This is a genomic window from Granulicatella sp. zg-84 (genome assembly GCF_010892375.1).
GTDB lineage: Bacteria > Bacillota > Bacilli > Lactobacillales > Aerococcaceae > WM01.
On record NZ_WNJX01000001.1, the window covers coordinates 25903 to 51256 of the forward strand.

The following is a 25354-nucleotide window of genomic DNA, read 5'->3' on the forward strand; positions in this document are numbered from 1 at the left end:
TCTCCTATTTCTTCGTTAATTCTGCTAATTTGTCGCCCGATATTTGAATAATTTGGACAACTAATACTAAAAAGACAATCGTCACAATAAGTGTCATATTATCATAACGATAATAACCATATCGAATAGCTAAATCACCAATCCCCCCTCCTCCAATTGCTCCAACAGTAGCACTATAAGCAATAATGTTAATAAGTGTTAACGTAATGCCTTGTATAATGCCATAAGTTGCTTCAGGTAGTAAGACAGAGGTAATGATTTGCCATGTTGAAGCTCCAGAAGCCACACTCGACTCCAAAACACCTTTGTCTATATTTCGCAAAGCCGTTTCAACTAAACGTGCCAATAATGGCACTGCCGCTACACTAAGCGGTACCACGGCTCCCATAGCACCTGTTGATTTTCCAACAAGTAATTTTGTAACAGGAATCAGAGCAACCATTAAAATAATAAATGGAATGGAACGTATCATGTTAATAATCATATTAGAAATGGCTCTCACTACATGATTTTTCCATATTAGCCCTTGACTTGTAATATAAAGTAAAATACCTAACGGAATCCCTAATACAATCGCAATGATAAGCGATAAACCTACCATAATGCTTGATTCCTGTATTGCTTTCACAAATTCTGGTCCAATTTCTTGAATAAATGTTTCAATCACAAGACGTCACCACCTTTACCTGTGATACGACACTTCTTAAATAACTTAGTGCCTTTTCCTTTTCTTCATCTTTTCCGGATAAAGCAATCGTTAAATGCCCCAATGGCTCATCTTGAATATACTCAATTTTTCCTTGCAAAATTGACACAGATACCTCAAATAAATCTTTTAGTTTATCAATAACCGGTTCTTCGGCATTATTGGAATGAAACACTAACGTTAAAAGAGTGTCTTTTTCATTATGATTAAACACTTGACTTGGTAGAGCATCATCATATAAACTCGCAACAAATTGTTTCATCAAATCTGATTGTGGATGTGCAAACAAGTCATACACACGATTGCTCTCAACAATGCGTCCTTTCTCCATAACAGCAACTTTATGACAAATGGATTTAATCACTTCCATTTCATGTGTTACCAGTACAATCGTAATACCTAATGATTCATTGATTTTTTTTAATAAAGATAAAATTTGTTTTGTTGTTTCCGGATCTAATGCACTCGTTGCTTCATCGCATAATAAAATCTTTGGATTATTTGCCAATGCTCTTGCAATACCGACACGTTGCTTTTGTCCCCCCGATAATTCTTTTGGATAACTCGTTGCTTTATCGGATAGCCCTACAAGCGTTAACAATTCATTGACACGAGTAGCATGTTCTTCTTTTGGTACATTTGCCGCTACTAAATTAAAAACAATATTTTCATAAACCGTCTTAGAGGCAATCAAATTAAATTGCTGAAAAATCATACCAATGCTTGCTCTAGCACGTCTTAATTCGTTTTTATTTAGCGTTGATAAATCCACACCGTCAACTTCTATTTTCCCAGATGTTGGCTGTTCTAAAAAATTGATACATCGAAGCAAAGTACTTTTTCCTGCTCCACTATATCCAATAATACCAAATATATCACCTTTTTCGATATGCAAGTTGACTTGATGTACGGCTTGTATTTCCTGTTTTTTCTGTTTAAACAGTACACTAACATCATCAATTTTTATCATATCAATCTCCTTTCTGCACAAAAAAACTCGTCCTTCATGAAGGACGAGTTTCACCCGTGGTACCACCTTTGTTTACTTATTCATCACTAAATAAGCCTCATACAGTTTAAAACTGTGACACGATAACGGGTGCTCCGTTTATTCCTAATAAGTTAGAATAACCACTCTAAGACCATTTCCATTAGCGATTATATTTGCTTTCACCACGCACAAACTCTCTACAATTATCCACTAATGTTCTTCTTTTCACTGCGTTTTATGAGAGAAATTATAATATTGACTCATCATTTTGTCAATATTTTTTTATTATAATCTACACAAAATTATGGTTGAACAATTCGACGCACATATTTTAATTCTTTTTCATAGGGTGTTCCTAAAATGGACATCATTTCTAAAGAGGCATTTTCATTTGGAGCGTGTAGCATGACACCTTTATCGACGTAAATACCTACATGATGTATACCTTGCTCATTTTCAAATAATAGTAAATCACCTAAAGACGCTTTATCTTTTGGTATCTCTATACCATCAAGCACTTGCTTCGTTGTATCTCTGGATACTTGAATATCTAATAAACGATACAAAGTATGTACCAAACCACTACAATCAAAGCCATTACCACTTGTCCCAGCCCATGTATAGTCTATCCCAATCAATGATTTTCCAATCGTCATCATCTCTTCTAATGAAGTCATAGATCCTCTCACGATTGCATCTGATTTTTGAATGGTCGCTTTTCCATTTAAGGTTTCCACAATAAAATCCGTTGCTGTTTCATCTACTAATGGTAAATAAGAACCGATTGATAATGTTATATCACTATTCTCTAATCGTCCTTTGGTCGTTGCTTTACTCACAACAATTTGTTTTTCAGCTCTTTTAAACGTTTCTGGAATATCAGATAAATCTTGAGTAAAGACCCACCCGATATACCCATCCACATCTTTACCATTAGGCTGTTGGAGTGCAACAACTTTTGTATAATCACCACTTGTTTCAAGTACCCTTACCGTATCGGCATACAGCAATTCTGAATCGACTAACTGGTCATGCAATAATTGAACACGCTGTTCATGATTTAACACATAAGGTTCTTTTTTCAATGCTTGCTCGTATAAAATATCTTTTACAGGATGTGATGTAGGTGCCTTAAATAAAAAAGTCGAAAAACGATTGACTACTTTTAATTGTTTCTCTGCCGTCCATTGATTAGATACTTGATTTGTATCTGTTTCTTGAACAACAGATTGTGTTTGATTCTGTTTCATCAATAAATAAATGAAAATAGAAAATATCATCAACAGTAAGACTACACCCATACCTATTAAATGTGTTTCTTTTTTCTTTACGTGTTTTTCAGTTCTTTTCATTCTCTCACCATTAACATTCTAATTTTGTGACATAATACGATTTGTCTTTTTATCAATCTTACACTTACAACCTAGATAACGTCAATATTTTTGAATGCTAAAAATGAACCGACAATGTTGAGTTGTCGGTTCACCATATCATATTTATGAATGTCGTCGTCTTTTTTATACTTCTAAAAAGGTGAACACATCTTTTGAAAATGTATCTGCATTTTGAAAAATAGAACCATGTCCTGCATTAGAATAAATAATCAGTTGACTACCCGAAATTTTTTCGTGCATATCATAAGAATTTTCGGTTGGCACTTGCATATCATTGTCGCCATTGACAATGAGCGTTGGTTGCGTAATAAAACGTAAATCATCACTTTGTGATTTCCCCCAACGTTTGATTGCTTTTAATTGTGTTAAGAAAGCAGACACTTTCATCGCTTTATCTGCATAGCTATCTTGTCTTATGTTCATGCGATTTAACACTTTTTCTGCCTCAAGTTTTCCTTGTTCATCATGATTATAGAAAATATAGCGTTTTGGATCGACACGCTCCAAACTCGCTTTTAACATATAGCGAAAAGTCTTACCAGTCACCTTATCTACTTCTTTACCTCCACGAGAAGCTGTTCCAGCTAAAATTAACTGATTGACCAATTCGTTGTTTAATCGAACGATTTCTTGTGCAATCATACCACCCATAGATAAACCCAGAAGATTGATTTTTTCATACCCAAGTTCTTGAATAATGGTAATAGCCTGCTCTGCCATTCCTGGAATAGTACCGGCTACTTTCCCCTCACTTGCACCAACACCAGGTAAGTCTAAAACAATGATATGTTGTTTTTCTGAAAGTAAATCAAGTAATTTTGGATCCCAATTATCCAAAGTAGCTGCTAAATGAATAAGCATTACCAAAGGTAGTGCTGACTTCCCTTTCCCAAGTTCTCTATACGCAATTCGGTTACCCGAAACCATAATATACTCATTTTTTGTTGTAATATACGACATATTTTCTCCTTTATACTAAATCACTCTAAAATGTTAATACTGTCTTACCTTTAGAACGTCCATTCGCTACTTTATCTAAAGCTTCATTCACTTGTTCAAATGGATAAACTGTATCAATAGACGGTTTAATCATACGTTCACTAAAAATATCAGCAACTTCTTGTAATTGTTCTCCATTACTTTCTACAAAAATAAAATGATAGTGTACACCATATTGACTTGCCATTTTATCAAATTTGCGGCCTGCCAATCCAAATAAAAATTGTTTCCACTTTGGTAAATGCATTCGTTTGGCAAAATCACCATTTGGCATGGCACGTAAAGAAACGAGATGTCCACCTTTTTTCATAATAGACATTTGTTTCTCTGTTTCTTCTCCACCAAGGGTATCTAAAACATAATCAACTTCCTTTAATAAATTTGTATAATCTTCTTTTTTGTAGTCAATAAAACGGTCAGCACCTAAAGCTAACACACGGTCTTCATTGACACCATCTCCATTCGTAATAACGGTTAGACCTTTAGCTTTTGCAATAGGAATTGCCATGCCTCCAACGCCGCCTGTGCCTCCAGAGATGAAAATAGTTTTTCCCGCTTTTGCATCCATCAATGCCAAAGACTGCATAATAGTTAATGCTGTAAGAGGAATAGCCGCTGCCTCAATATCTGTTAAATATTCAGGGACTTTGGCTAATGCTGATGCATCAACAGCAACAAATTCTGCAAAGGCTCCAATGCTATTTAATGGTAAACGAGCAAAAACACGATCTCCTACATGAAATGTTTTGACATTTGATCCTATTTTTTCAACAAAACCGACTACTTCATTACCTGCCGTTTGTGGTAATTTATATGGAACAATCATCTTTACTTCACCACGAGAAATCATATTGTCAACAGGATTTACACCAGCTGAAACGACTTTCACTAACACTTGATGCGGTTTAATTTCAGGTATATCCATTTCTGTTAAAGTTAAGGTAATATTTTCTTTATGATAAGTTGTATGTTGTGCTACTTTCATTTTGTATTCTCTCTTTCTTTTTGTGTACTTGTATCTGATTCAAGTCTATCTTTATGTTTAATAAAATCTGACTATTATATTAGTCAGATACGATTTTGTCCTACTTCTTGATAAAGATTATGAATGACATCATCTAATGTTTGTTTTGATAGCTGGTTTTCTAATAGACGTTCAGCATCTGAAAAAATAGGAAACATAGCTTTTTCAATATGTTTTCCAACAATACATTCCCTATTGGCATGTTGGTGAATTTGAAAAAGACTAATAGTGTTAACTTCTTGTGTTGCATAATAAATTTCTAATAAAGAAATTTCTTTGGCAGTCTTACTAAGTTCATAGCCTGATTTTCCTTGTCGAGATGTTAAAAGACCTGCATTTTTCAATAGTGCAATCACCTTACGAATATAACTTGCATTTGTTCCCACACTTATTGCCAATGACTGAGAACTTAATACTTCCTTACTTTCGCTAATCATCGTCAAAATATGAAGAGCAACAGAAAATTTTGTATCCATAACGGCTCCTTTCGTAGTTGTATCTGATACAAGAACAACTTTAACATAAAAATATTTTTTTGACAAGCTTTTTTGATAACAAAAATAAAATAAAAATGACTTTTTATAAATATCTATCATCTTTCTAAGAAAATAAGACAATATATCCCGTCTTTATTTTAAATAGTTGCGATAAACAAAATATGTGCTAATATAATTTATAACAAATGAACTAGAAAGGACAAAACATAATGTCTACTTTACACACATTACAACAAACTTTAGCACATCAACAAGTTGATTTATGCTTTATACAAAATCCAAGTACTATTGGTTATTTAACAGGATTTCATAGCGAACCACACGAACGAGTGTTTATGCTTATCCTTGTACCAAATGATAAACCATTACTAGTCTTACCTGCTTTAGATTATGAATTAGCTAAAGAAAGTACAACAGGATTACAATTTTTACCCCACTTTGACAGTGAAAATGTTTGGGAAAAATTGGCACAAACATTACGCCCATATATTTCTCAAGCAAAAAAAGTATCTATTGAGAAAAACTTTGTCACAATGCAAACATTAGAACATTTAACACGTATCTTACCAACCATTCAATTTACGCACGATGTTTCAAGTACGATTGAACAATTAAAACTAATCAAAACACCAGAAGAAATCACTTTATTAAAAGAAGCAGGAAAAACAGCCGACTTAGCTACTAAAATTGCCGCTCAAACATTACAAGAAGGCATTACAGAAAGTGCTGTTATTGCAGAAATTGAATACCAACTAAAAAAACAAAACGTATCCAAAATGAGTTTCGACACAATGGTACTTTCTCAAGCAAACGCAGCAAATCCACATGGTAACCCAGGCTTAAATAAAATTCATTTTAATGAATTTGTACTCGTTGACTTAGGTACAATGCACCAAGGGTACGCTAGCGACATGACACGTACACTATTCTTTGGTGATAACCTATCCAGTGAACAAGAAAAAATTTATAACATTGTTCTTGAAGCACATCACACAGCAAGAGATATGGCAAAAATTGGTATGACTGCTAGCGAATTAGATGCTATTGCCAGAAATATTATTACAAAATACGGATATGGCGATTATTTCACACATCGCCTAGGCCATGGTATTGGACAAACCGTTCATGAATTTCCGTCTATTGCCTCTGGCAATGATTTTGTACTTCAAGAAAATATGTGCTTCTCTATTGAACCAGGTATTTATATTCCTGGAAAAATCGGTGTTCGTATTGAAGACTGCTTCTACCTAACACCAACAGGTGCACAATCCTTTACTTTTAGCCCGTACTCTCTAAATTGGAAAGATTATATTTAATGAAAACAGAGATAATCGACATGCTTACCAGTTCGATTATCTCTGTTTTATCATTCTAAATATTTTTAACATTAAATGAAGAAAGTTTTTTGAAATAAATTCGGCTCTTTTTATTTTAGGTCAATTCGTATTTTTCAATACTTTTATATCATTTGTTCAGACACAAAACGTGCGTATGTTTCATGTGTTTGTAAAAGTTCTTCATGTCTACCTTGTCCAGTAACACAATTATTTTCTAAGAAATAAATTTGGTCGGCATCTACAACTGTTGATAATCTATGAGCTATGACAACAATCGTACGATACTCTTTTAATTTCTTTAAACTTTGATTGATTTTATACTCTGCATCAGCATCTAAATTTGCTGTTGCTTCATCAAACAGAATATAAGGAGAATCTTTCAAATAAGCTCTTGCTATTTGCAATCTTTGCTTTTGTCCTCCAGAAAGTAATTTGCCATTTTCTCCAACTTGACTATTCAACCCTTCGGATAATTGTTTTATTTCATCTGTAAGAGATACCATGGACAATGCTTCGTCTAAGTCTTTGTCTGTCACTAGTTTGTCTATCCCAAAGCAAAGATTTTCACGAATGGTACCAGAAAGAACAGCATTGGATTGTGCCACTAAAGCAAATAATTGTCGCCAATTTCGTAAATCATATTGATAAATATCTTTTTCACCGATTTCAATACTTCCTCCTGTAATATCATAAAATCTTAAAAGGAGATTGATAATAGTTGATTTACCAGCACCAGACGGACCAACAATCGCAATTTTTTGATAAGGTTTAATGATTAGATTCACTTTATCTAATACAGGCTTATCAGAAGAATAACTAAACGATACATCTTTAAATTGAATGGTTTCAACATTCATAGAAATTTCTGTTCCTTCATACTCCTCACTAGGTATTTCTAATAAATTCATTATTTCTGTTGTAGCACCCTTTTGTTTCGCAAATTCTGCAGAAACAGACGATAATGTACCTATTGGATTTAAAAGTTGCAACAAATAAATAATAAAGGAAACTAATGTACCAACACTTAAATCTCCTAACGCTACTCTCTGACCACCATATAAAAATACAATAGCTATAACACCAAAAATAAAAAGTAGTGCAAATGGTGATTCAAACGATAGTACTAAATCTGTTTTTAAAGCGTGTTTTCGGATAGAATCTACTCTTTTTTCTTGTTTAGTTGCGATACTTTTCTCTGCAACATTTGCTTTAATCATTTCTATCTCCTGAAAAGATTCAGCAATATTCCCACTTAGTAAACTTGTTTCTTCTTGAAGTGATTTATTTGCTTTTTCACTAATATTAGAAATTGGTATAATCAACAACGCCATAATAGGTAATGTAATAATCAAAACGAGAGAAAGTTTCCAATCCAAATACAATAATACACTCACTGTTCCAATTAGAATGATAATACTTGCCACTAATTGTGGTATACTTTTTATCAAAAAATCTCTAATAACAAGTGTATCATTCACAATTCTAGAAGCTAACTCTCCACTTTTTCGATAATGAAAAAAACTCATTTTCTTACTATAAAATTGACTGATTAAATGCTTTCTAAGTGAAGCAACTTGATTCTCACCTGCCACAGCAAATACGTAATTACCAAATGACAAAATTAATGCTTGAAGTAGTAACATACCTATGAGAATACCTAAACTATTTATATCCAAAGAAGTATCTGAATCAACCACTTTTCTTAAAAAAAGAGGAATGATTAAATTTGTTAAAGATGATGCAATAACCAAAATAACTCCGAGAGACATTTTATGTGTCCACACCCACAATTTATTTTTTTTCATATAGTAACTCCTTTCAATATCTTACAATTAATAGGTCCTATTAAAAAAACAAGTAATAAAGTATACAAACAGAAGCTAAATTCTCCTAATAAATTTTATCAATAGATACAACAAATACCGACTGATAATTCATATAAAACTGAAATTTTTTAATTGCTTGTTCCTTCTCCTCAAATAATTGAAATAAAAATCCTTTTAAACAATATTATATATATTGGCAAATATTTAAAATTCTCCATCAATATAGAGCTTATTTATCAGCTGTTTGCATCACACACATTAAACCTTTTTCAAAAGAAAACGTCATCGTGTCTGTTAAAAACTCATTGCTGATTAAAGAAACAGGATACTCATAATTGGCTTTGTTCAAAGGATATTTCGCATTAATTAAACTCAATGCTTTTAAGGGGGTCATACCAATAAAGGACAAATATTTTTTCGTTTTGTCGTGTGTTAACGTATACTCTCCCGGTTCATAAAAACGTATCGTATTGCCCTTTTCAATCAAACGAAATTTTGTCAACCACTTTTGAAAACGTGATTGGTACACAAACCACAGATTACAAATCAAGTGGTCAATACGTCCACCACTTAAAGAACCCAAAATGATAATTTCTTCAATATCATCGTCATTTTCTTGGCTTAACACATGCATAAGAGCATACTGCAAATCAGTATCATCCTTTTCACAAGGCAACACAATACTCTCTTTACTATCCGGTTTCTCAACCGAATCAAAATCTCCAATAGCCCAGTCCAGCACATACCCAGCATCTACTAAGCGTTTGGCACCAGCATCAACACCAATTAACATATCATACGAGATTGTTTTTAAATATGCTAAATCAGGGTCTGGTGCTCCAGCACAAAAAACAATTTTTTTACCCATATTACTGCACGGCTTTCAAACTTAAAATAGCTTGCTCTATATTTGGTGCATTGTAAATATAAGAGCCTGCGACAACAATATCCACACCTGCTTCGTGACATAATTGAGCAGTTTTATCATTGATACCTCCGTCTACCTCAATGACATAGGTATACTTTCTTTCTTTACGCAATGTATCTAATTGTCTAATTTTATCTAATGTTGACGTGATAAACGCCTGACCACCAAAACCGGGATTTACTGTCATGACAAGCACTAAATCTACATCTGCTAAAATAGGTTCAATTGCACTTACTGGTGTCGCAGGATTGATAACAACTCCAGATTTTACACCAGCCTGTTTAATTTGTTGTAAAACACGGTGTAAATGTGTACACGCTTCATAATGAACGGAAATAATATCCGCACCCGCTTTAGCAAAAGCGTCAATATACTGATCAGGATTTGAAATCATTAAATGACAATCCAATGGTAAATTGGTAACTTTGCGAAGTGCTTCAACAATATTTGGTCCTAATGTTAAATTAGGTACAAAATGTCCGTCCATTGCATCAATATGAATCAAATCAACTCCATAGTGTTCAACTAATTTAACATCTCTTTCTAAATTGGCAAAATCTGCACTTAAAATAGACGGTGCTACTTGCATCTATATTCCTCATTTCTTTTTAGTTTATTCTTTTTAACTATTTTTTATAAATTATTTTTTTGTTTTTTATTTCATCATGAAATTGTACATAATGCTGATAACGTTGATTTAAACCTACATTCGTATCGAGTTGTTTCTTCACAGCACAATGCGGTTCGTGCGTGTGTAAACAACCACGGAATTGACAGTCCTGCTTAAATGTAAAAAAGTCAACAAAACATTGTTCTAGTTCTTGTAATGACATATCAAAAAAATCAATGGCACTAAACCCGGGTGTGTCTGCGATAAAGCACCCCTCCACATCATGTACTTCTACATGCCTTGTTGTATGACGACCACGTCCCAAATGTGTTGAAATATCTCCTGTTTTCAAATCTAATTCAGGTAATAGCTCATTTAAAAGTGTTGATTTACCTGCTCCCGATTGTCCCATTAAAACCGAAAGCTTACCTTGTAAAACATTTTTTAATGTTGATAATACATTTTCTTGGTGTGAATAAAAGACTGTATATCCTAATTGCTCATAATACTGACACATTTGATGTATAGACGTCCTATCTTCTATTAAATCACATTTGCTTACATAAATAACAGGTTGTATCATCAGCTGTTCCAATGTCACAATAAACCGATCTAATAAAAAACTAGAAAAATCCGGTTCAATAGCCGACATCACGATAATGCCTTTATCCACATTGCAAATAGGCGGTCGAACGAGTTCATTTTTTCTTGGAAATAGCTTTAATAATACACCTTCTTTGTCATTAGTACTTTCAAACTCAACAAAATCTCCAACCAAAGGTTTTTGATTGCTTGCACGGAAATTTCCTCTCCCTCGTGTTTGATACACTTTTTGATTAGCTTCCACATAATAAAAACCACTTAACGCTTTAATAATTTGTCCTTTTATGCCTATCACCTCATTTATTTACTACAATTCTATCATAAAGTACCTACTCGGAACAGATAAATCATTTTCTATTTAAAAAATATGATAAGATAATCTTCACTCATCTATTAGTATTTTTGAATATACATTTAATCTTATATTGATTATACCATATTAACAGAACAATACGAACGATCGACTATACTTGTCTTTATACCAAACCGTGTTGGTGGCTTTCAGCCACCAACACGGTTTTACGAAGTACCATAAAAACACAAAAAGCACCCTAAGGTGCTTCTCGTATGACTATTCAACGTCTTCTTTAATGTCTTCAACAGATTCTTTTACATCTTCTACAACTTCTTCAGCTGTATCTTTTACTTTTTCTGCTTTAAATGATAGTTGAGATTTCAAACCTTCAACATTTTCTTTTAATGTGCCACGTAATTCTTCTGTTGATTGTAAAGCCGCTTCTTTTAATTCTTGACCTTTAATGCTTGCTAGTTCAACATAATCTAAAGCAACAGCTTTTAAATCTTCTGCTTTATCAGCAATATCTTCACGTAATTCTTCACCTTTTTTAGGTGCGTATAATAATGCTACAACAGCTCCTGTTGCCGCTGCTAAAACAGTTGTAAATACATATTTTAATTTCATGTTATTCTCTCCTTATCTCATTAAAATTTTTTGATTGTTGTTGGTTTTTTCTTTGTTGTCGATTTGAAAATTTTGCTGACTGCACTTCCCATTTTCACAACAGACTTACTTGCTTGTTTTTTTCTTAAAACAAATGATTTTGATAAATTGTTCGCAGATGTATTCACATTTGAAACAGATACACCTAATTCACCCAATGCTTTAAAAACAGGATCTGTTTGTTCTAATTTACCATTGATGTCATTGACTAAATAATTCGCTTTATTTAATAAGCCTTCAACTTCGATTGATAAACTATCAACATCTTTTGTGACAATATCAAGACTATTTTTTACTTCATTCAATAATTGATTTGTTGTTTTAACAACACCCATCAATCGTTGTATAAATAATACTAATACAATCACTAACACAATGCAAGCAACTAACAACAAAGATAATAAAATATTATTAAAGCCCATAATGTTCTCCTTGTTCTATGTTTTTCTGTTTTCTTTTTCTCTTTTCTTGAATGATACGTGATAAATCAGTAATCACTGGTAACTCAATTCTAAAAGTAGAACCACTACCTACAACACTTTCAACACTAATACTTCCTTTGTACCCTTCAATCAATTCTTTTGCAATGGATAAGCCTAAACCATTTCCGCCTTTATGACGAGATCTAGCTTTATCAACTCTGTAAAATCTCGCAAATACTTCCTTCATGTCTTTTTCAGAAATACCTTCTCCAAAATCTTGAACAGAAATTTGTACATTATTCAATGTTTTAGATAAAGACAAATGTATTTGAGGAATATCCGTTGAATATTTCACAGCATTATCCAATAAAATAATCAAAACTTGTTCTAAGTGATGACGAGAAATAGATACCCAAATTTCTGTTTCATCTTTAGGATAATCATTCTCAAGTTGAAACTTAAATTTCGGATGAATAAGCTCAAAATTATGATGAACTTGGTTGACTAAACCAACGACTTCTGTCATTTCATTTTTGTAGTGAATACCAACTTGTTCAGCTCGAGATAAATCTAACATTTCTTGTACTAATGTTTTCATTCTTCCTATCTCTGATAAAGAAGCTGTCAATGATTCTTCTAAAACTTTAGGATCATCTTTTCCCCAACGATTTAATAATTGCAAATGCCCTTCAACAATGGCAACCGGCGTTCTTAATTCATGAGAAACGTCCTCCACAAATCTTTTTTGATGTGTGATATACATAGCCATTGTATCCAATAAATCATTAAAACCAATGGATAGATCTGTTAGCTCATCGCTTTTTCTTCTTGATAAATCCATACGTTTATCAGAAAGTGCATCTTCTTTTAACTCTGCCATAATATCTGTCATGTGCTTAATTGGTTTAAAGAAAATATAAGCAACAATATTTCCTGCAATCATACAAATAACAATCGCAATCAAAGTAATAAAACCATATGTTTTATAAATATTGTTAACATGTTGATAATAGTGATTCAATCCAAATATCAGTTGCATATATCCTTTTGATTCTTGCGTTTTTTCATCAATAATGGCATGGGTTGTAATAACAACGTCTTTTTTATTATTTTTTATAACAGATAATTCATCATTTTTTGGACTAAATACTATTTTAGGAAAAGGCAAACTTTCATAAATTAGTCTATTTTCCGTATTAAAAATTCTCACTTCAATATTATCATTTGTAAAATGATAAGGTATAGCAGCCGTCGTTGAAAATTCTGTTTGACGTGTAGATGTTGTAAAGAAATCATGAAGATTTTGTTCGTTTAAAGGTTCAGATGATTGAGATAAAATACGGACCATTGTTTGAGAATATTGCGTAATTAAATTTATCTCTGATGAAAAAACCTGATCCTTTAAAAAGAGAACCATGACATAAGAAATAGATAAGTATAATAAAGAAAAAATAATACTTAACATACCTGCCCATTTCCAACGTAATGACAAGTTATTGGAAAATAACTTTTTTATCATGACCTCATAACATATCCTGTACCACGTACAGTTTGCACATAACTTTTTTGATTAGGTCTATCAATTTTATTTCTCAAATAACGAACATATACATCTACAACATTTGTTTCAACTTCTGGTTTATATCCCCAAACACGTTCTAATAGCACATCACGAGATAAGACAACATTGATATTTTCCATTAAGGTTAACAACAATTCATATTCACGTTTTGTTAAATCAATCACTTCACCGTCACGTTTTACAATACGATTTTCTTTTTCAATCATTAAATCTTTATACGTTACAACCGTTTGTTTTTGATTTTTAGCATCATCTGCTAAATCAATACGTCTAAATAGAGAGCGTAAACGTGCCAATAATTCTTCTATGGCAAAAGGTTTTACGATATAATCATCTGCCCCTTGATCTAATCCAGATACTCTATCTAAAACAGAATCTCTCGCTGTCATAATGATAATAGGCGTTTCTTTCGTTGGTCGTATACGACGACAAACTTCTAACCCATTCAATTCAGGTAACATTAAATCTAATAAAATAACATCCCACTCTTTATTTAATGCTGCGTCTAAACCGCTGCGTCCGTCATGATAGATTTCCGTTTCGTACCCCTCATGTTTTAATTCTAACTCTACAAAACGTGCTAAATTCTTTTCATCTTCAATAATCAAGACACGCTTTTTATCTGTGTGTTCCATGCTTTTCTTCCTTTCATAAAAAGTTCGATATTACTTAATAATATCATACATTAAAACGGATAAATTTACCATTAAAATTACTTTTTATTGTTCAAAAAACTCTTTATATAGTGCACGAACCGCTCTATGTTCGTCTTGGGGTGCAATACCAAAAATAATACTTACTTCTGATGACCCTTGGTTAACCATTTGAACGTTGACATTTGCATTGGCAAAAGCGTTTGCCGCACGTGCAAGCGTCCCTACTGATTCAACCATTCCTTCCCCTACAATCATAACTAAACAAATTGGATCTTTGAAGCGAACTTCATCAGCATTTAATTCATATTTTAATCGTTGTAATAAAATAGCACTTTTCTCAGGAGATAATTGATTATCACGAATTAAAATGGTAATATCGTCAATTCCTGATGGCATATACTCATAACTAATATCTAATTCATCACAAATTTTTAATGCTCTACTCCAAAAACCAACTTCTCTATTCATCAAATATTTTTCAATATAGACTGTTGTAAAGCTAGGCATACTTGCAATACCAGATACTGTATGCACTGATTTTGGAACACTTTTCGTGATTAATGTTCCCGCTGCTGTTGGATTATTCGTATTCTTTACACGAACTGGAATCCCCTCTGAAAAGGCAGGTTGTAAAGCTTCATCATGCACTACACTAAAACCAGCATAAGACAATTCACGCATTTCACGATATGTTAAATGTTCTAATTGAATAGCATTTTTTACAATATTTGGATTAGCTACACAAATACCGTCAACATCTGTAAAGTTTTCATATAATAAAGCACGTACCCCTTTGGCAACAATCGCTCCTGTAATATCTGAGCCACCTCTTGAGAATGTCACCAGTTTTCCATCTAGTGTATACCCAAAAAAGCCTGGAAAAACAACGATTTCTTTATAATTTCTTAATTTTTTTAAATTTTCATACGAAATAGGTAATACATTGGCATTTCCTGGTTCGTCACTCACGAATAATCCTGCATCTTTTGGATTGACATAAACAGCAGGTAAACCCTCTTTTCTAAAATAGGCAGCAATGAGCTTTGCATTATTATCTTCTCCGCTTGCTTTTAAAGCGTCCATAAAATACGATGGTTGTGACATATCACTTGTTATTAAAGTATGTAAATTTTCTTTTATATCCTCTAAAACAGGTTCTTCTATTTGTAAATCAGTAACCATTTGTGCATAACGTTCTAATACATGTTGAAACTGTGCGGAATAATCTTGATTATTTAATGCTTGTTCTCCTAATGCAATGAGCATATCCGTTACTTTCTCATCATCTTTAAATCTTTTTCCAGGTGCAGATACAACAACTAAACGGCGATCTGCATCAGATTTTATAATTTGAAATACTTTTTTTATTTGTTCTGCCGAGGCTAATGAACTCCCACCAAATTTAACAACTTTCATTTTATTTCCTCCATAATATGCTGATGTTTAAACTTGTTTTTGACCTTGTGTCATATAAATCGTTAAAATAGAAATATCCGCTGGATTTACACCACTAATACGGCTAGCTTGCCCTAATGTTTCTGGTTGAATGAGTTTCAAACGTTGTCTTGCTTCTGTTGCTAGACCATTGATTGTATCATAATCAATAAATGCTGGAATTTTTTTCTCTTCCATTTTTTTCAATCGTTCTACTTTCTCAATCGCTTTAGCAATATATCCTTCATATTTTATTTGAAGTTGCACTTGTTCGTGAATATCTCGTGGCAATGTATTTTCCAACGGTGCAAACTGTAAAATATCTGAATAAGTTAATTCAGGGCGTTTTAATAAATCTGATGCTAATACACCGTCTTTTAACTCTGCAGATTGTTTTTCTTGTAAAAAGGTTTGTAGTGCCTCTGTTGGTTTCAAACGTGTCGTTCTTAAACGTTCAATCTCTTCTTTAACAGATTCTTTTTTGTGTAAAAAGGCTTGATAACGTGTATCTGTGACTAATCCAATTTGATGTCCAATATCCGTTAAACGTAAATCGGCATTATCGTGACGTAATAACAAGCGATATTCCGCACGTGATGTTAATAAACGATACGGCTCAATCGTTCCTTTTGTCACCAAATCATCAATCATCACACCAATATATGCATCACTACGTTTTAAAACAAGGGGCTCTTTTCCTTGTACGCTAAGAGCAGCATTGATACCAGCAATCAACCCTTGACCTGCTGCTTCCTCATATCCAGATGTCCCGTTCATTTGTCCTGCTGTAAATAAATGCTTAATTAACTTTGTTTCTAAAGACGGACGAAGTTGATGTGGTTTAATCACATCGTACTCAATCGCATATCCTGTACGCATCATTTTCGCATGTTCCAATCCCTCAATAGAATGCAACATATCTTCTTGTACCTCTTCAGGCAAAGAAGATGACAAACCTTGTACGTATACCTCTTCTGTATGTTCTCCTTCTGGTTCTAAAAATAGTTGATGACGAGGTTTATCACTAAAACGAACAATTTTATCTTCAATGGACGGACAATATCTCGCACCAACACCTTCTACAATACCTGTAAACATCGGTGCACGATGTAAATTGCCACGAATAATCTCATGTGTTTTTTCATTCGTATACGTTAACCAACAAGGAATTTGATCGTAACGATACTCACTATCTTTTGTTTCAAAACTAAAATGATTTGGCGTATCATCACCCGGTTGAATTTCTGTTTTTGTATAATCAATCGTTGAAGATAAAACACGTGCTGGCGTTCCAGTTTTAAACCTTGCTAATTCAAAACCTAATTCCTCTAAATGCTCTGATAATTTAATAGACGGCTGTGAATTATTTGGACCAGACGAATAAACAACTTCTCCAATTATAATTTTCCCACGTGAACTTGTTCCTGCTGTTAACACAACAGCTTTTGCACGGTATACAGCACCTGTATGTGTCATGACACCACAACATGTATTATTTTCAACAATCAAACGTTCTACTGTGCCTTGACGTAGCGTTAAATGTTCTTGTTTTTCAATGGTATGTTTCATTTCTTGTGCATATAAATGTTTATCAGCTTGAGCACGTAATGCTTGTACCGCAGGCCCTTTACCAGTATTTAATAAACGCATCTGAATATACGTTTTATCAATATTTTTTCCCATTTCTCCACCAAGAGCATCAATCTCACGTACCACAACACCTTTTGCTGGTCCTCCAATGGAAGGATTGCACGGCATAAACGCAACCATATCTAAATTGATTGTTAATAATAATGTGTCTTGTCCCATACGTGCTGAGGCAAGAGCTGCCTCCGAACCGGCATGTCCTGCTCCAACAATAATGACATCATAATGTCCTGCTTCATACATTTCAACCATATATATCTCCTTAACTCTATTGATTTTTTATTCTTTTCGTATTCATTTCAAATCATTTGAACGCATACTATTTTTTCTTTGTTATATATACTCTTATTGCTTACTTAACACAAACTTTAAAGCTGATTAATTTTATTTTCCTAAACAAAATTGACTAAATAGCTCTGTCAATAATTCATCTTGAACCGTATCTCCTGTAATTTCACCTAACAGTTCCCAAGCTCTTGTAAAATCAATTTGAATTAAATCGACTGGCACTTCTAAATCAATAGCTTGTAAAACATCTTTCAATTTTTCAATGGCTTGTTGAATGAGCGTAATATGTCGCACATTCGATACATACGTCGCATCTTTATCATTTACTTGTCCAGCAAAAAACCACTCTGCAATTTTTTCTTCTAATTTATCAATACCTTGATTATTTAATACGGATAAAGGAATCACATTATCCATATCAGTATATGGCAATAACTCCTCCATATATAACTGACTAGGCAAATCTATTTTGTTTAGTAAAATTAAACGTTTCATACCTTTTGTCATCTCTAATAATGATTTATCTTCATCTGATAATTGTTCAGATTGATTTAAAATCAATATAATAAAATCGGCATCAAGAATAGCTTTCTTACTACGTTTCACACCAATTTGTTCGACCACATCATCCGTATCACGAATACCTGCTGTATCAACTAATTTTAGTGGAACACCTCGCACATTTACATATTCTTCAATCGTATCTCTTGTTGTACCAGCAATATCTGTTACAATCGCCTTATCTTCTCTTAATAAGCGATTTAATAAACTTGATTTCCCAACATTTGGACGCCCAATAATTGCTGTTTGTAAACCGTCACGCAAAATTTTACCTTGCTGTGCTGTCTGTAATAGATACTCTAATTTTTCTTTGACATCTATTGATTTTTCTTTTAATAGTGCCAGAGTCATTTCTTCAACTTCGTCATATTCGGGATAATCAATATTCACTTCAACTTGCGCCAATGTATTTAAAATGTCTTGACGTAACTGGCGAATCAATGATGATAAATGACCGTCTACTTGTTTTAATGCGACAGACATAGATGTATCTGTTTTTGCACGAATTAAATCCATAACCGCTTCAGCTTGAGATAAATCGATTCGCCCATTTAAAAAAGCACGTTTTGTAAATTCGCCTGGTTCTGCTAATCTCGCACCTTGCTCCAAAACCGTTTGTAACACTTTGTTGACAACAACAATCCCACCGTGGCAATTTATTTCAACAACATCCTCTTTTGTAAACGTCTTTGGTGCTTTCATCACACTAACCATAACTTCATCAATCTGTTGTAATGACGTTGGATGTTGAATATGTCCATAATGAATGGTATGTGACGGTACTTTTGTTAAATCTTTTTCTTTAAATAATGTATTCGCAATATCAATAGCCTTTTCTCCCGATAGACGCACAATACCAATAGCTCCCTCACCTAATGCTGTTGAAATTGCTGCAATTGTATCAAATTCAAACATGTTTTCACCTTTTCTATATAAAATAAAAGTGCAAACGACGCCTAGTAAAACTAAGACGAAGATGCACTTTCACTGCTCTTCATATTAACAGTTATATCATAACAAAACATTGTAAAAATGCAAGTCATTCATAACAAATTCATATCTTTTAGCACTAAATATCTTCAATACGATTGAAAAAAACAAATACTGCTTTAAGCGGTTTATATACTATAAATAAATAAATGATATTTAAAAGCATTGTTGGGATTACTTTGTTCACAAGATAGCCGAAAAAACTCATATCTACACTCCCTATCGCTAAAGCAACAAAAAACTGTAATAGATTACACAAAAAATTACTAAAAGCAACAACTAAAACTAATGTTAAAAAGGTTTTTTCTAATTTTGGCTCAATCTGTTTAATCATATACAGAATAGCCACAAATGTGACTGTATAAAAAGACAATACTGAAGCATAATACGCATCATAAATCAAACCAAATACAATAGCTAATAAAACACCATGACTTCTTGGTATCCAAAAATTTATCATGATAAGCATGGTTAAAAAGAGTTGTGTCACCATAATAAAATCAGGTGTAAAAAACATATTTTTTGTATATACAGATATTACACCGTCAAAAATAATAGCTGCCAATAACAAAATCGGAATAAAGAGATAATCTACGATATAACGTTTCATTGGCTAACACTCTCACTTCCACGTTTAATGACAGTGACATATTTAATATCATAATGATCACTCGTTGGTGTCACCATGACTTCTTTAAATAATCCCGTATTATCGACTGCTACCGAAGAAACTTTTCCAATCGCTAAAGAGCTAGGGCCTACACCGTTCATACCTGATGTCATCACATTTTGCCCTTCTTTTATATCTGCGTCTAAACGTACATTAGACATCACATACATTTTTGACTTACTATCATATTTGTTAATGACACCATATTCTGTTTTATCTCCAATTTGTATCATTGCAGAAACAGAAATATTGGTAGATTGTACACTTGTTAATAATCCGACTTTTGCACTCGTCGCATTTACAGAAATAATACGACCAATTAATCCATTATTTCCCATAACAAGCATACCAACCTGTAATTGTGCATCTGTTCCTTTGTCAATAATTAATTGTTCATTCCACATATCTGGTGTTCGTGCAATAACAGCACTCACAACAGTTGTGTAATCTGATAAATTCCCTTTTAATTCAAGTGCTTTTTTTAGTTGTTCATTTTCTTTTTCTAATGTTTCATTTTTAGATTGTAATTCAAATAAGTGATCAATATGAGATTTCAATACTTTATTCTCTTCATAAGTACTGAATAATCGAGAAATAGACTCTCCGAGTCCATTTACCCATTCAACAGGTTTACCAAAAATACGATTAACTAAACTAATAGATTCATTCCCTGTTGACAAAATCGTATTTTGACCTCCATTAAATGTAGATAGTACTGCTAAAGCAATAAACACTACCATTGTGACGACAAAAAAAAGTAACTTTCTATTATTAAAAAATTTATTCAATCTTTTTCCTCCTTGTCGTCTTTCACATGATACAATCATACCACCACATACAAATTTTTTCATTACAAATTTACTATTTTTTGAAAATTTTTTATAAACGAAAAAAACAAAAAAACTATTCGAGAAAAAAACAAACATTATTTTTTGTTTTTACCGAATAGTTCCCATTATTTTTCTAAAACATTTATGCTAATTCAATTTTGATGATTTTAACTTTCATCACACCCCCAGGAGTGTCGATAGCTACTTCATCATTTAATTTTTTACCAATCAACGCACGAGCAATTGGAGAATCATTAGAAATTTTACCTTCTAACGGACTTGCTTCTGCTCCACCTACAATCGTATATGTTTCTTCTTCCCCGTCTGGTAACTCAATAAAAGTGACTGTACGTCCTAAAGATACTTCATCTTTAGCAATATTATGATCATCAATAATTTCTGAGAAACGTAACATTTTTTCAATCGTTGTAATACGACCTTCTACAAATGCTTGTTCATCTTTTGCTGAATCATATTCAGAGTTCTCAGATAAATCACCATAACTACGAGCTACTTTTATACGATCAATAATTTCTGGTCTTTTCACTAATTTTAACTCTTCCAATTCAGCTTCTAATTTTTGTTTCCCCTCAAGCGTCATTGGATATGTTTTTTCTTCCATGTTGTTTACACAACCTTTCATTCATAATTCAAAGTAGTAGCAATAAGATACCATGAACTGATTAGAAAATCAATTCAAAATTAAAAAATATATTGCTTATATCAAAAACTTATAAATTATCACTAAAAATTTTCGTATGTTTGTACATTATTGATAGTGTTATTTACTTTTTATGCAATAAGTCTTTAGCGTGTAATAATGCAGTATCTGTAATATCATCACCAGCTATCATACGTGCAATTTCAACTATTCTTTCCTCTATTGTTAATAGTGATACATATGTTTTTGTTCTATCCTCAACAATTTCTTTTTTCACAACTAAATGATGATCAGCAATTGCTGCTACTTGAGGTAAATGTGAAATACATAATACTTGTGTATCATGAGCAATCAAAGACATTTTATTTGCAATCGCTTGAGAAACACGTCCACTTACTCCTGTATCAATCTCATCGAAAATGACGGTTGAAATACCTTGTGTTTTTGTGAAAATTGTTTTTAAAGCAAGCATCATACGTGATAACTCCCCGCCACTAGCTACTTTAGCTAAAGGTTTTAAAGGCTCACCAATATTTGTCGCAATTAAAAATTCAATATCATCAATACCATTGGCCTTAAATTTCACTTTATCTTGATGTTCTTTAAAATGTACTTTAAACATCACTTTATCCATATATAAATCAGACAATTGTGTATGAATACTTTGTTCTAAAATCATTGCTTTTTCTTTTCTTAATGTTGATAATACTGTAGCACTTTCAAGTAATAACTCTCTATCTTTTAAAAAGGTTTGTTGTGCTTTTTGCAAATAACTGTCTTTATTTAATAATGTATCTAGTTCCAATTTAATAGCATCATAATAAGCACGCACCTCATCAATCGTCTGCTTACCAAAAGATTGTTTTAACTGATCCAATTCATTTAAACGGTCATCAAAAGCTTTTACCGTTTCTTCATCGTATTCAATTATTTCCAATGCTTTAGCAATATCTTTAGATACTGTTTGTACTTGTTCATAGACATCATTTAATACAGTATCAACATGATGATACGCATCTCCTAAAAGGGACAATTCAGATATAGCTTTAGACAATAATTCTTTCACACTAATATTATCATCTGACAAAAGCATATCGACATTTGTCAATGCTCTTAGTCTTGTCACATCTTCTTGTATCTGTTTTAACGTTTGTTCCACTTGTACATCTTCATGCTCTTTTGGATTTACTTTTTCAATCTTTTTAATCTGGGATTCCAATAAAGAAATTCTGTTTGTGTCTTGCTTATCCGATACCATCAATTCTTTCAATGTTTTTCTTGATGACGTATACGCTTGATATAGTTGACGATAACGATCCATTTCCTTGGATATCTCTTGCCCTCCAAACACATCTAACATGAACAAATGTTGCGTATCGTCCATTAAATGTTGATGCTCATGTTGACCATGAATATCAATTAAAGAAGAACCTATTTCTTTTAAAATTGATACTGTCACCAAAATACCATTGATACGAATCGTATTCTTACCCGTTTTATGTAATTCTCGATAAACCATTAACTGATTATCCTCATAAGGAATATGATGCTTTTCAAGCATTTTTTGTGTTTCAATCAAATTATCAATATCAAATAAACCTTGAAGAATAGCTTTATCTTGCCCGAAGCGAATGTACTCACTTGAACCTCTTGCTCCAACAATCAATGACACCGCATCAATAATAATGGATTTCCCTGCTCCAGTTTCTCCAGTCAATACCGTCATACCAGAAGAAAAATCAACTGTTAATGCCTCAATAATCGCAAAATTTTGAATAGACAATGTTTGTAACATCACGTCACCTCCTTACTTTTTCACTAATGTTTCTGCAGCTTGCATGACAATATCATGTATATCCACACACACATCATTTTTGTTTAGATCATGCGTCAATTTTAAACATGCTAAAAATTCAATATTACCCGAACCACCTGTTATTGGCGAAAATGTTAAACCAATTACATCATATCCAATGCTCGTGGCAAAATGTAAAATATCATGTATCACTTCTTCATGAACATGTGTATCTTTAACAATACCTTTTTTCCCTACTTTTTCTCTACCTGCTTCAAATTGAGGTTTAATCAATACAACAACATAACTATTCTTTTCTAATATATTGGCTAAAGTAGGTAAAATCAATCTTAAAGAAATAAACGATACATCAATTGTTGCAAAATTAGGTTGCCCTCTCTTAAAATCACCTAATTGAGCATATCGAAAATTCACACGTTCCATAACATCTACACGCTCATCTTGTCGTAATTTCCAATGCAACTGATTGTATCCTACATCTAGAGCATAGCATAACGCTGCTCCATTTTGTAAAGACACATCCGTAAAACCACCTGTTGACGCACCAATATCTAACACACGCTTACCGGTTAAGTCAAGATGAAATAACTCGATTGCTTTTTCTAATTTCAATCCACCTCGACTGACATACTTCAGTGTTTCTCCTTTAATATGAAGTTGTTTTGTTATCGATAGTTTTTCTCCAGCTTTATCAATTCGTTCATTATTTTCATCATAAATCTGTCCAGCCATAATCATTCGTTTGGCTTTTTCTCGAGTATCCGTTAAACCTTGCTGGACGACTAGTAAATCTGCTCTTTCTTTTTCCATATATCTCCCATTATTTCACATAATTTAAAAAATCCAGTAATAATTCACTATCCAAAGTCGGATATACTTTTTTCAAATTATCTATTGCTTTTTCTGCACGGCTAATTTCTTGAAATAAACTTTCTCTTGCACCACTAATGCCTAATAAAGACGTATACGTACTTTTTTGCAATATAGCATCTTTCCCTTGAATTTTTCCCTCTATATCAAAAGAGCACTCTACATCTTTTAAATCATTGTGTATTTGAAAAGCTAGCCCGAAAGAACGAGAAAACGCCTCTAATAATACTTGTACTTTTTCACAAGCATTTGATAATACCGCACCAGCAAAAGTAGCATATCGAATCAAATCGCCTGTTTTGCGAGCATGAATAGATTTTAGCGTATCTAAAGAAACGTGTTGATTCTCGGCTTGAATATCGCCCATTTGACCACCAATCATACCATTTGGTCCCGCACAAATAGCTAATTGTGATACTAAAAGAACTTTTTGAATATCAGGGACATCACTTTGACAAATCAATTCAAATGCTTTTGTATTGAATGCATCGCCAGCAAGAATGGCAGTTGCCTCGTCAAATTGTTTGTGGTTAGTTAACTTTCCACGTCTATAATCATCATTATCCATTGCCGGCAAATCATCATGAATTAAAGAATAAGTATGTATATACTCTAATGCAAGTGCTATAGGATAGCCTTTTGATACATCTTTTCCTAATGCTTGTATAGTAGCTAGTAAAAGCATTGGACGTACTCTTTTCCCACCATTTGTTAATGAATAGTGCATTGCCTCTTTTAAACGAATATCATTTATAGTTGTAAGAGAATTTTCTAAATATTGTTCAAAATCTGTTATTGTTGTTTTAAATGTGTGTATATTCATAAATATTATCCATTCGTATCCAAAATAGTTTCTTCTCCATTTTCAAGAACTAGTTTTGTGACTGTTTTTTCTGCATTTTCTAATGTTTGTTTGCAATATTGACTTAATTCAATACCTTTTTGAAATTGTTTTAATGCCTCTTCTAAAGGGACATCTGCTCTTTCTAATTGTTGTACAATGACTTCTAATTCTTTTAACGCTTCTTCAAAACTCTTTCCTTTAGCCATT

At 32.8% G+C, this 25354-nt stretch carries 25 protein-coding genes and 1 other annotated feature; of the genes, 1 reads left to right on the forward strand and 24 read right to left on the reverse strand.

The annotated features are described in order from the left end of the window. Positions 1 to 4: 4 nt before the first annotated feature. The 6 genes from GMA06_RS00130 to GMA06_RS00155 form a co-directional block, all read right to left on the reverse strand. Complete coding sequence (locus GMA06_RS00130; RefSeq protein ID WP_163546194.1) at positions 5 to 601, reverse strand: methionine ABC transporter permease; 597 nt, start codon at positions 599 to 601, stop codon at positions 5 to 7. A gap of 58 nt (positions 602 to 659) precedes the next feature. Further along, positions 660 to 1676, reverse strand: a complete 1017-nt coding sequence (locus GMA06_RS00135) for an ATP-binding cassette domain-containing protein (RefSeq protein WP_163546164.1) — start codon at positions 1674 to 1676, stop codon at positions 660 to 662. A 36-nt stretch (positions 1677 to 1712) separates the two neighbouring features. Then, positions 1713 to 1935: a binding site (T-box leader), on the reverse strand. 64 nt (positions 1936 to 1999) lie between these two features. Continuing rightward, the gene (locus GMA06_RS00140; RefSeq protein ID WP_163561287.1) at positions 2000 to 3049 is read right to left on the reverse strand and encodes a C40 family peptidase; all 1050 of its coding nucleotides are present in this window, start codon (positions 3047 to 3049) and stop codon (positions 2000 to 2002) included. A gap of 165 nt (positions 3050 to 3214) precedes the next feature. Then, positions 3215 to 4051: an alpha/beta hydrolase gene (locus GMA06_RS00145; protein ID WP_163561288.1), complete on the reverse strand. Its 837-nt coding sequence runs from the start codon at positions 4049 to 4051 to the stop codon at positions 3215 to 3217. 25 nt (positions 4052 to 4076) lie between these two features. Next, positions 4077 to 5075: an NADP-dependent oxidoreductase gene (locus tag GMA06_RS00150; protein WP_163561289.1), complete on the reverse strand. Its 999-nt coding sequence runs from the start codon at positions 5073 to 5075 to the stop codon at positions 4077 to 4079. Between the two features lie 83 nt (positions 5076 to 5158). Next, positions 5159 to 5590: an Rrf2 family transcriptional regulator gene (locus GMA06_RS00155; protein WP_163561290.1), complete on the reverse strand. Its 432-nt coding sequence runs from the start codon at positions 5588 to 5590 to the stop codon at positions 5159 to 5161. Between the two features lie 230 nt (positions 5591 to 5820). Here GMA06_RS00155 and GMA06_RS00160 point away from each other — a divergent pair, with 230 nt between their 5' ends. Then, positions 5821 to 6927, forward strand: coding sequence for a Xaa-Pro peptidase family protein (locus GMA06_RS00160; RefSeq protein WP_163561291.1), 1107 nt, complete (start codon positions 5821 to 5823; stop codon positions 6925 to 6927). A 143-nt stretch (positions 6928 to 7070) separates the two neighbouring features. Here the strand turns inward: GMA06_RS00160 and GMA06_RS00165 are convergent, their stop codons facing one another. The 18 genes from GMA06_RS00165 to GMA06_RS00250 form a co-directional block, all read right to left on the reverse strand. After that, positions 7071 to 8753 (reverse strand): ABC transporter ATP-binding protein, encoded by a 1683-nt coding sequence (locus tag GMA06_RS00165; protein ID WP_240328809.1) that lies wholly within the window; start codon positions 8751 to 8753, stop codon positions 7071 to 7073. Between the two features lie 250 nt (positions 8754 to 9003). Beyond that, a complete protein-coding gene (locus tag GMA06_RS00170) occupies positions 9004 to 9642 on the reverse strand; it encodes a thiamine diphosphokinase (protein WP_163561292.1) in 639 nt (212 codons plus the stop codon). 1 nt (position 9643) lies between these two features. Further along, positions 9644 to 10291, reverse strand: a complete 648-nt coding sequence (gene rpe, locus GMA06_RS00175) for a ribulose-phosphate 3-epimerase (protein ID WP_163546171.1) — start codon at positions 10289 to 10291, stop codon at positions 9644 to 9646. Between the two features lie 37 nt (positions 10292 to 10328). Beyond that, positions 10329 to 11201: a ribosome small subunit-dependent GTPase A gene (gene rsgA, locus GMA06_RS00180; protein ID WP_163561343.1), complete on the reverse strand. Its 873-nt coding sequence runs from the start codon at positions 11199 to 11201 to the stop codon at positions 10329 to 10331. 285 nt (positions 11202 to 11486) lie between these two features. Further along, positions 11487 to 11837 (reverse strand): YtxH domain-containing protein, encoded by a 351-nt coding sequence (locus GMA06_RS00185; protein WP_163561293.1) that lies wholly within the window; start codon positions 11835 to 11837, stop codon positions 11487 to 11489. A 20-nt stretch (positions 11838 to 11857) separates the two neighbouring features. Beyond that, positions 11858 to 12298 (reverse strand): DUF948 domain-containing protein, encoded by a 441-nt coding sequence (locus tag GMA06_RS00190; RefSeq protein WP_163546173.1) that lies wholly within the window; start codon positions 12296 to 12298, stop codon positions 11858 to 11860. Then, a complete protein-coding gene (locus GMA06_RS00195) occupies positions 12288 to 13817 on the reverse strand; it encodes an ATP-binding protein (RefSeq protein WP_163546174.1) in 1530 nt (509 codons plus the stop codon). The genes GMA06_RS00190 and GMA06_RS00195 overlap by 11 nt, the downstream gene beginning before the upstream one ends. Beyond that, the gene (locus GMA06_RS00200; protein ID WP_163546175.1) at positions 13814 to 14515 is read right to left on the reverse strand and encodes a response regulator transcription factor; all 702 of its coding nucleotides are present in this window, start codon (positions 14513 to 14515) and stop codon (positions 13814 to 13816) included. Before GMA06_RS00200 ends, GMA06_RS00195 begins: the two co-directional genes overlap by 4 nt. Before the next feature lie 84 nt (positions 14516 to 14599). Next, complete coding sequence (locus GMA06_RS00205) at positions 14600 to 15952, reverse strand: aspartate kinase (RefSeq protein ID WP_163561294.1); 1353 nt, start codon at positions 15950 to 15952, stop codon at positions 14600 to 14602. A gap of 27 nt (positions 15953 to 15979) precedes the next feature. After that, positions 15980 to 17869, reverse strand: coding sequence for a tRNA uridine-5-carboxymethylaminomethyl(34) synthesis enzyme MnmG (gene mnmG / locus GMA06_RS00210; RefSeq protein ID WP_163561295.1), 1890 nt, complete (start codon positions 17867 to 17869; stop codon positions 15980 to 15982). 132 nt (positions 17870 to 18001) lie between these two features. After that, positions 18002 to 19381, reverse strand: a complete 1380-nt coding sequence (gene mnmE / locus GMA06_RS00215) for a tRNA uridine-5-carboxymethylaminomethyl(34) synthesis GTPase MnmE (protein ID WP_163561296.1) — start codon at positions 19379 to 19381, stop codon at positions 18002 to 18004. A 154-nt stretch (positions 19382 to 19535) separates the two neighbouring features. Then, the gene (gene mreD / locus GMA06_RS00220) at positions 19536 to 20066 is read right to left on the reverse strand and encodes a rod shape-determining protein MreD (protein WP_163561297.1); all 531 of its coding nucleotides are present in this window, start codon (positions 20064 to 20066) and stop codon (positions 19536 to 19538) included. After that, positions 20063 to 20914, reverse strand: a complete 852-nt coding sequence (gene mreC / locus GMA06_RS00225) for a rod shape-determining protein MreC (RefSeq protein WP_205426125.1) — start codon at positions 20912 to 20914, stop codon at positions 20063 to 20065. Before mreC ends, mreD begins: the two co-directional genes overlap by 4 nt. Before the next feature lie 184 nt (positions 20915 to 21098). Next, positions 21099 to 21578 (reverse strand): transcription elongation factor GreA, encoded by a 480-nt coding sequence (greA, locus tag GMA06_RS00230; protein ID WP_163546181.1) that lies wholly within the window; start codon positions 21576 to 21578, stop codon positions 21099 to 21101. Positions 21579 to 21741: 163 nt separating this feature from the next. Beyond that, on the reverse strand, positions 21742 to 23412 hold the full coding sequence (recN, locus tag GMA06_RS00235; protein ID WP_163561299.1) for a DNA repair protein RecN: 1671 nt from the start codon (positions 23410 to 23412) through the stop codon (positions 21742 to 21744). 12 nt (positions 23413 to 23424) lie between these two features. After that, on the reverse strand, positions 23425 to 24243 hold the full coding sequence (locus tag GMA06_RS00240) for a TlyA family RNA methyltransferase (RefSeq protein ID WP_163561300.1): 819 nt from the start codon (positions 24241 to 24243) through the stop codon (positions 23425 to 23427). Between the two features lie 10 nt (positions 24244 to 24253). Next, positions 24254 to 25126 (reverse strand): polyprenyl synthetase family protein, encoded by an 873-nt coding sequence (locus GMA06_RS00245; protein WP_163561301.1) that lies wholly within the window; start codon positions 25124 to 25126, stop codon positions 24254 to 24256. Positions 25127 to 25131: 5 nt separating this feature from the next. Continuing rightward, positions 25132 to 25353: an exodeoxyribonuclease VII small subunit gene (locus tag GMA06_RS00250; protein ID WP_163546185.1), complete on the reverse strand. Its 222-nt coding sequence runs from the start codon at positions 25351 to 25353 to the stop codon at positions 25132 to 25134. Position 25354 lies beyond the last annotated feature (1 nt).

Excerpts from the sequence above, each read along its gene's own strand:
- GMA06_RS00130 (WP_163546194.1), bottom strand. The coding sequence starts at position 601 with ATGGTAGGTTTATCGCTTATCATTGCGATTGTATTAGGGATTCCGTTA.
- GMA06_RS00135 (WP_163546164.1), bottom strand. The coding sequence starts at position 1,676 with ATGATAAAAATTGATGATGTTAGTGTACTGTTTAAACAGAAAAAACAG.
- GMA06_RS00140 (WP_163561287.1), bottom strand. The coding sequence starts at position 3,049 with ATGAAAAGAACTGAAAAACACGTAAAGAAAAAAGAAACACATTTAATA.
- GMA06_RS00145 (WP_163561288.1), bottom strand. The coding sequence starts at position 4,051 with ATGTCGTATATTACAACAAAAAATGAGTATATTATGGTTTCGGGTAAC.
- GMA06_RS00150 (WP_163561289.1), bottom strand. The coding sequence starts at position 5,075 with ATGAAAGTAGCACAACATACAACTTATCATAAAGAAAATATTACCTTA.
- GMA06_RS00155 (WP_163561290.1), bottom strand. The coding sequence starts at position 5,590 with ATGGATACAAAATTTTCTGTTGCTCTTCATATTTTGACGATGATTAGC.
- GMA06_RS00160 (WP_163561291.1), top strand. The coding sequence starts at position 5,821 with ATGTCTACTTTACACACATTACAACAAACTTTAGCACATCAACAAGTT.
- GMA06_RS00165 (WP_240328809.1), bottom strand. The coding sequence starts at position 8,753 with ATGAAAAAAAATAAATTGTGGGTGTGGACACATAAAATGTCTCTCGGA.
- GMA06_RS00170 (WP_163561292.1), bottom strand. The coding sequence starts at position 9,642 with ATGGGTAAAAAAATTGTTTTTTGTGCTGGAGCACCAGACCCTGATTTA.
- rpe (WP_163546171.1), bottom strand. The coding sequence starts at position 10,291 with ATGCAAGTAGCACCGTCTATTTTAAGTGCAGATTTTGCCAATTTAGAA.
- GMA06_RS00185 (WP_163561293.1), bottom strand. The coding sequence starts at position 11,837 with ATGAAATTAAAATATGTATTTACAACTGTTTTAGCAGCGGCAACAGGA.
- GMA06_RS00190 (WP_163546173.1), bottom strand. The coding sequence starts at position 12,298 with ATGGGCTTTAATAATATTTTATTATCTTTGTTGTTAGTTGCTTGCATT.
- GMA06_RS00195 (WP_163546174.1), bottom strand. The coding sequence starts at position 13,817 with ATGATAAAAAAGTTATTTTCCAATAACTTGTCATTACGTTGGAAATGG.
- GMA06_RS00200 (WP_163546175.1), bottom strand. The coding sequence starts at position 14,515 with ATGGAACACACAGATAAAAAGCGTGTCTTGATTATTGAAGATGAAAAG.
- GMA06_RS00205 (WP_163561294.1), bottom strand. The coding sequence starts at position 15,952 with ATGAAAGTTGTTAAATTTGGTGGGAGTTCATTAGCCTCGGCAGAACAA.
- mnmG (WP_163561295.1), bottom strand. The coding sequence starts at position 17,869 with ATGGTTGAAATGTATGAAGCAGGACATTATGATGTCATTATTGTTGGA.
- mnmE (WP_163561296.1), bottom strand. The coding sequence starts at position 19,381 with ATGTTTGAATTTGATACAATTGCAGCAATTTCAACAGCATTAGGTGAG.
- mreD (WP_163561297.1), bottom strand. The coding sequence starts at position 20,066 with ATGAAACGTTATATCGTAGATTATCTCTTTATTCCGATTTTGTTATTG.
- greA (WP_163546181.1), bottom strand. The coding sequence starts at position 21,578 with ATGGAAGAAAAAACATATCCAATGACGCTTGAGGGGAAACAAAAATTA.
- recN (WP_163561299.1), bottom strand. The coding sequence starts at position 23,412 with ATGTTACAAACATTGTCTATTCAAAATTTTGCGATTATTGAGGCATTA.
- GMA06_RS00240 (WP_163561300.1), bottom strand. The coding sequence starts at position 24,243 with ATGGAAAAAGAAAGAGCAGATTTACTAGTCGTCCAGCAAGGTTTAACG.
- GMA06_RS00245 (WP_163561301.1), bottom strand. The coding sequence starts at position 25,126 with ATGAATATACACACATTTAAAACAACAATAACAGATTTTGAACAATAT.
- GMA06_RS00250 (WP_163546185.1), bottom strand. The coding sequence starts at position 25,353 with ATGGCTAAAGGAAAGAGTTTTGAAGAAGCGTTAAAAGAATTAGAAGTC.